The organism is Dactylosporangium sp. NPDC051485 (assembly GCF_040682015.1).
In the GTDB taxonomy this organism is placed as follows: domain Bacteria; phylum Actinomycetota; class Actinomycetes; order Mycobacteriales; family Micromonosporaceae; genus Dactylosporangium.
This window is the reverse complement of sequence record NZ_JBFAZW010000207.1, coordinates 1-5,395: the sequence shown is the minus strand read 5'-3', so window position 1 is coordinate 5,395 and position 5,395 is coordinate 1. Positions and strand designations below refer to the sequence as shown.

At 74.0% G+C, this 5,395-nt stretch carries 7 protein-coding genes; 3 read left to right on the top strand and 4 right to left on the bottom strand.

The features are described from left to right. From AB0M46_RS50360 to AB0M46_RS50350, 3 genes are all read right to left on the bottom strand, one after another. A partial coding sequence (locus AB0M46_RS50360) for a hypothetical protein (protein WP_363348717.1) occupies positions 1-226 on the bottom strand: 226 nt, incomplete at its 3' end. A 27-nt stretch (positions 227-253) separates the two neighbouring features. Further along, the gene (locus tag AB0M46_RS50355; RefSeq protein ID WP_363348715.1) at positions 254-649 is read right to left on the bottom strand and encodes a SpoIIE family protein phosphatase; all 396 of its coding nucleotides are present in this window, start codon (positions 647-649) and stop codon (positions 254-256) included. 163 nt (positions 650-812) lie between these two features. Further along, positions 813-1,058: a hypothetical protein gene (locus tag AB0M46_RS50350; protein ID WP_363348713.1), complete on the bottom strand. Its 246-nt coding sequence runs from the start codon at positions 1,056-1,058 to the stop codon at positions 813-815. 35 nt (positions 1,059-1,093) lie between these two features. Here AB0M46_RS50350 and AB0M46_RS50345 point away from each other — a divergent pair, with 35 nt between their 5' ends. The 3 genes from AB0M46_RS50345 to nth all read left to right on the top strand — a co-directional run bounded on the left by AB0M46_RS50345 (position 1,094) and on the right by nth (position 3,812). Further along, positions 1,094-1,882, top strand: coding sequence for an SAM-dependent methyltransferase (locus AB0M46_RS50345; RefSeq protein WP_363348711.1), 789 nt, complete (start codon positions 1,094-1,096; stop codon positions 1,880-1,882). Between the two features lie 71 nt (positions 1,883-1,953). Then, a complete protein-coding gene (locus AB0M46_RS50340; RefSeq protein ID WP_363348709.1) occupies positions 1,954-2,943 on the top strand; it encodes a malate dehydrogenase in 990 nt (329 codons plus the stop codon). A gap of 170 nt (positions 2,944-3,113) precedes the next feature. Then, positions 3,114-3,812 (top strand): endonuclease III, encoded by a 699-nt coding sequence (gene nth / locus AB0M46_RS50335; protein WP_363348707.1) that lies wholly within the window; start codon positions 3,114-3,116, stop codon positions 3,810-3,812. Positions 3,813-3,959: 147 nt separating this feature from the next. Here nth and AB0M46_RS50330 read toward each other — a convergent pair whose 3' ends face one another. Beyond that, positions 3,960-5,072: a winged helix DNA-binding domain-containing protein gene (locus tag AB0M46_RS50330; RefSeq protein ID WP_363348726.1), complete on the bottom strand. Its 1,113-nt coding sequence runs from the start codon at positions 5,070-5,072 to the stop codon at positions 3,960-3,962. Positions 5,073-5,395: the final 323 nt, after the last annotated feature.

Below are 5,395 nucleotides of genomic sequence, written 5' to 3'. Positions count from 1 at the left end.
GCGTCTTCGGCTTGCGCGCTTGCGCGTCTTCGGCTTGCGCGCTTGCGCGTCTTCGGCTTGCGCGTCTTCGGCTTGCGCGTCTTCGGCTTGCGCGCTTGCGCGTCTTCGGCTTGCGCGCTTGCGCGTCTTCGGCTTGCGCGTCTTCGGCTTGCGCGTCTTCGGCTTGCGCGCGGAAGCGCTTCGGCTTCCGCACGAAAGCCTGACCGGCCCGGGCCGCGAGCCGCAACGGATCAGGCGGAATTCCCCCGGCGGATCACCAGCAGGGCGACGTCGTCGTCGGTGTCGTCACCCAGGCGCCGAGCCGGTCCATACCCTCGTCGAACGTGAACCCCCGCCGCTCGATGAGCCCGTCGGTGACCAGCACCAGCAGGTCCCCCGGGTCGAGGGTGACCACCGACTCCCCGTGGTGCGGCGTCGGCACCCCCAGCAGCGCCACCCGGCCCTGCACCGCCGTGGTCCGGCCCCCCGGCCAGCGCCTCGTCGCCGTCCAGCCGGGCCAGCAGCTCGGTGCCGTCGCCGCCGGGCATCCGGCGGTGCGCCGGCTGCGCAGCGTCCGCGCCGCGATCTGCACCCAGCGCTGCAGGATCTCGTCCTCATGGGTGCGCAGGTGCGCGCTGAGCCGATGCCCGGCCTCGGCGTTCACCTTCACCCGTCCACTCCCCTACGAATCGCTCGAGTCGCAGTGGACGCTACCGCCCGCCCCTCACCCGGCCGAACGCGGATACCTCTTTGTCATGTCGCAAATTTCTCCGGGCCGCCGTCTGCTGTCGACCGGCCATCCGGCAGCGGGGTCCATCGCTGCCTCGCGTGGCTTATAGGGTTGCGAGCCGCGTCTCACGCTGGGCAGACTCGACTGCCTCGCCGCGCGTGTCGCCGAGCCACACCACCGGGGTGACCGGTGTGCCGACGCGGAAGAGCAGGCCGGTCTCGTCGGTCCAGGCGACCAGCGGCACCGGCTGCGCGTGCTCGGCCTGCCAGCCGATCACCCGACCGGCCTGGATCTCGTTCTCCGCCGCCGTGGCCAGCCACAACGGCGTGTTCTGCGCAATGATCGTCATGCCGGGGTGATGCCCTGGCAACGGAGGGTGCAACCATGCGTGAGCTCGACGACCTGCTCGACGAGGGCGCGGCGGTGCCGGTCGAGGGCTGGGACTTCTCCTGGTTCGCCGGGCGGGCCACCGAGCAGCGGCCGCCGTGGGGGTACGCCCGCCTCCTCGCCCGGCGGCTGCGCGGCACGAGCGCCGCGCTGGACCTGCAGACCGGCGGCGGCGAGGTGTTCCGCGAGGCCCTCGACGGCGCGGCCGCGGCCGGCGGCGGACCCGGGCGGGTGGCGGCGACGGAGTCGTGGGCGCCGAACGCGGCCCTGGCCCGCGCCGCCCTCGCCCCCTACCGCGCCGAGGTGGCCGAGGTGCCCGACGACGCGCTGCCGCCGTTCGAGCCCGGCGCGTTCGACCTGGTCAGCAGCCGGCACCCGGCGACCGTGCACTGGCCGGGGATCGCGCACGCCCTCGCGCCCGGCGGGACGTACCTCGCCCAGCACGTCGGGGTCGGCACCGCCGCGGCCCTGACCGACTTCATGATGGGGCCGCAGCCGGTCACCGACGGGCGCAGCGTGCGCCGGGCCGCCGAGGGGGCGGAGCGGGCCGGCCTGCAGGTCGTCGACGTGCGCGAGGCGACCCTGCGGCTGGAGTTCTTCGACGTCGCGGCGGTGGCGGTGTTCCTGCGCAAGGTGATCTGGATTGTGCCGGATTTCACGATGTCGCGGTACCGCGGGCAGCTGGCCGCCCTCCACGAGCACATCTGCCGGGAGGGCAGCTTCACCGCGACCACGACCCGCTACCTGATCGAGTGCCGTAAGCCACACGGAGCGGACGGATGGTGAACGCCCGTTGGGGCAATGGGGATAGTTTGAACTCGAAGAGCACACCCGCCGCTGCTTGCAGGAGAAGTCTCATGAGCGACTCGCCCGTCAATGTCACCGTGACCGGCGCGGCCGGCCAGATCGGCTACGCGCTGCTGTTCCGCATCGCCTCCGGGCAACTGCTCGGCGCGAACACGCGGGTCAAGCTGCGGCTGCTGGAGATCCCGCAGGCCGTGCGCGCCGCCGAGGGCACGGCCCTGGAGCTGGAGGACGGCGCGTTCCCGCTGCTGGCCGGCGTGGACGTGTTCGACGACCCCAAGACGGCCTTCTCGGGGGCGAACGTGGCCCTGCTCGTCGGCGCCCGCCCCCGCACCAAGGGCATGGAGCGCGGCGACCTGCTCGAGGCCAACGGCGGCATCTTCAAGCCGCAGGGCGAGGCGATCAACGACGGCGCGGCCGAGGACATCAAGGTCCTCGTGGTCGGCAACCCGGCCAACACCAACGCGCTGATCGCCCAGCGCCACGCGCCGGACGTCCCGGCCGAGCGCTTCACCGCGATGACCCGCCTCGACCACAACCGCGCCGTAGCCCAGCTGGCCCGCCGCCTCAGCGTGCCGGTCACCGAGATCAGCAAGGTGACGATCTGGGGCAACCACTCGGCGTCGCAGTACCCGGACCTGTTCCACGCCGAGGTCTCCGGCAAGAACGCCGCCGAGGCCGTGAACGACCAGCAGTGGCTCGCCGACGAGTTCATCCCCCGGGTGGCCAAGCGCGGCGCCGAGATCATCGAGGTCCGCGGCGCCTCCTCGGCCGCCTCGGCCGCGTCGGCCGCCATCGACCACGTGTACGACTGGGTCAACGGCACGCCCGAGGGCGACTGGACGTCGGCCGCGATCGTCTCCGACGGCTCCTACGGCGTGCCGGCCGGCCTGATCTCCTCGTTCCCGGTCGTCTCGCGCGGCGGCCGCTGGGAGATCGTGCAGGGCCTCGAGATCGACGCGTTCTCCCGCGCCCGCATCGACGCCTCGGTCGCGGAGCTGGAGGAGGAGCGCGCCGCCGTCGAGCGCCTCGGCCTCATCTGAGCCGTTTCGGCACGGGGCGGCCTCGCGGGGCCGCCCGTCGCCGTTGATCTGAGCTGTTTCGGCACGGGCGGTCTCCCGGGACCGCCCCGCCGCCGTTGTGCTGAGCTGTTTCGGCATGGGGCGGCCTCGCGGGGCCGCCTCGTCGCCGTTGTCAGGCGTAGGCTCGTCGCGTGCCATCCTCCCTGGTCGCGCCGAGCATCGCGGAGACCCGCCGGGCCCGGCGGATCCTGCGGCTGCTCACCGCCCGCTATCCCGACTCCCGCCTCGAGCTCGACTTCGACTCCCCGCTGCAGCTGCTGGTGGTGGCGACCCTCGCGGCGCAGACGCTCGACGAACGGGTGAACGCGGTCCGGCCGGTGCTCTTCGAGCGGTACCCGACCGCGGCCGACCTCGCCGCCGCCGAACCGGCCGAGATGGAGCAGATCCTCGTCCCGGTCGGCTACTACCGGCAGAAGACCCGCAACGTCATCAAGCTCGCCGCCACCCTGGTCGAACGGCACGGGGGCGAGGTGCCGGACACCCTGGAGGAGCTCGTCGCCCTGCCCTGGGTGGGCCGCAAGACTGCGAATATGGTGCTCGGCAACGCGTTCGCCACCCCGGCGATCTCGGTCGACACGCACGTGGCGCGGGTCGCGCACCGGCTGGACTGGGCCCCGGAGAAGGACGTCGAGGCGACCGAGGCCGCGATCCAGGCCCTCTTCGAGCGCAAGGACTGGGTGGCCGTCAACCTGCTGCTCATCCTGCACGGCCGCCGCACCTGCCACTCCCGCAAGCCGGCCTGCGGCGCCTGCCCCCTGGCCGCCGAGTGCCCGTCCTCCACCATCGGCGAGACCGACCCGGAGAAGGCCCGCGCCCTGCTCAAGGGCTGAGCCGCTTCCGGCGCCCTGCCGCTTCCGGCGCTCTGCTCAAGGGGCTGAGGCTCGTGCGGCGCCCTGCCTGCTCCGGCGCCCTGCTGGTTTCGGCGCCCTGCTCAAGGGCTGAGGCCCGTCCGGCGCCCCGCCGGTTTCGGCGCCTGCTCAAGGGCTGAGGGCCGTCCGGCGCCCTGCCGGTTTTGGCGCCCCGTTCCCGAGGCGGCGCTGCTCGGCGGCGATGCCCTGCGCTGGCACCGTCTCGTCGAACAGCGTGACCTCGTCGCCGTCCCACACGCCGGCGACCCTGCCCCGGTACGCGACCACCGGCGAGATCCACCCGGCGGCCCGGCTCACGGCCGCCCGGTGCTGCTCGGGCACCACCCGCGGGTCGCCCGTGCCGGGCCCGAGCACGAACTGATCGAACGCGGGCAGCAGCCGTACCTCGTCGAAAGGCTCCACCGCGGCCAGCGACGCCAGGTCGTCCGCCCGCGCGAACAGCCGCTCCCCCTCGACGTCCACCTCCGCGATCACCCCGTCGTCGAGCAGCGCCCGGAACCACCCGCGCAGCGCCGCCTTCTTCGACGCCCCGCGGATCAGCCACTGATCGAACGCGGACATCGATGCCGGCCCGTAGGCCCCGAGATACGCCGGGATCACCACCCGCGCCGCGGCCTCGGGCGAGGGCAGCCCGCCCCACCCCGGCAGATACGTGTCCGGCCGGGTGAAGGTGACCCGGTTGTCCCCTTCGCCGGTCGGCCCGTACACCAGCGCCCCCTGCCACGCGAGCGGCTTGAGCACCGCGCCCCAGCCGGAGGCGAGATGCTCGCGCAGCCCCGGCTCCCCGGCGTGCTCGACGATCGCCTCGGCGAGCTCCTCCCGGGTCAGCGCCGCCCCGTCCAGCGCCTCCCAGGCCGCCGCCGCGATCTTCTCCAGCTGCCCCACGGTGACGAACGTGCGCTGCCAGGCCCCCTTCTCCCACGTGCGGGCCGCCGCCATCAGCGCCAGCTGCGCGGGCGCCTCGGCCACGTCGAGCAGGTGCAGCGTCCCGCGGGCGGCCCAGGTCTTGACCAGCCGCCGGTCCTCGATCGCCGCCCGCACGCCCTTCGGATCGGGCACCGGCTGGCGCGCCGCGACGGCCTGCTCGGCGCACGAGGCCACCTGCGCCTGCACCCCGGCCAGCGCCCGCACGACGACGAGCGGGTCGGCGGCCTCGGCCGGGCGGTGCAGCAACTGCCGGCGGCACCGCCACACGAGCACGTCGTCCCACCGCATCGACATCGTCACGCGGATCACGGTACCGGGACGCCGCCGCCCCGGCGCCGCTCACGACGAGGACCCGCACCCCGATGCGCAGGATGCGGGCCCTCGTCCACGGATACGGACCGTCCTCAGGTTCCGCGCGACGGCCCCAAGCCGACCCCGGCCGCGCGGCGCCGGCCCCACGCGGCCCCGTGAGACCGCACTGGCCGAAGCCGCGCGTGGCCTCGCCTTGACATCCGGGCTCAAGCCGGCGCGGCGCGCGGCTGCGGGTCACGTGGGGACCTGGCGCACCGCGCGCAGCCGTGGGGTGAGCTCGTGCCACACGAGGGTCATGCGGGGTC

Excerpts from the sequence above, each read along its gene's own strand:
- AB0M46_RS50330 (WP_363348726.1), bottom strand. The coding sequence starts at position 5,072 with ATGTCGATGCGGTGGGACGACGTGCTCGTGTGGCGGTGCCGCCGGCAG.
- AB0M46_RS50345 (WP_363348711.1), top strand. The coding sequence starts at position 1,094 with ATGCGTGAGCTCGACGACCTGCTCGACGAGGGCGCGGCGGTGCCGGTC.
- AB0M46_RS50350 (WP_363348713.1), bottom strand. The coding sequence starts at position 1,058 with ATGACGATCATTGCGCAGAACACGCCGTTGTGGCTGGCCACGGCGGCG.
- AB0M46_RS50340 (WP_363348709.1), top strand. The coding sequence starts at position 1,954 with ATGAGCGACTCGCCCGTCAATGTCACCGTGACCGGCGCGGCCGGCCAG.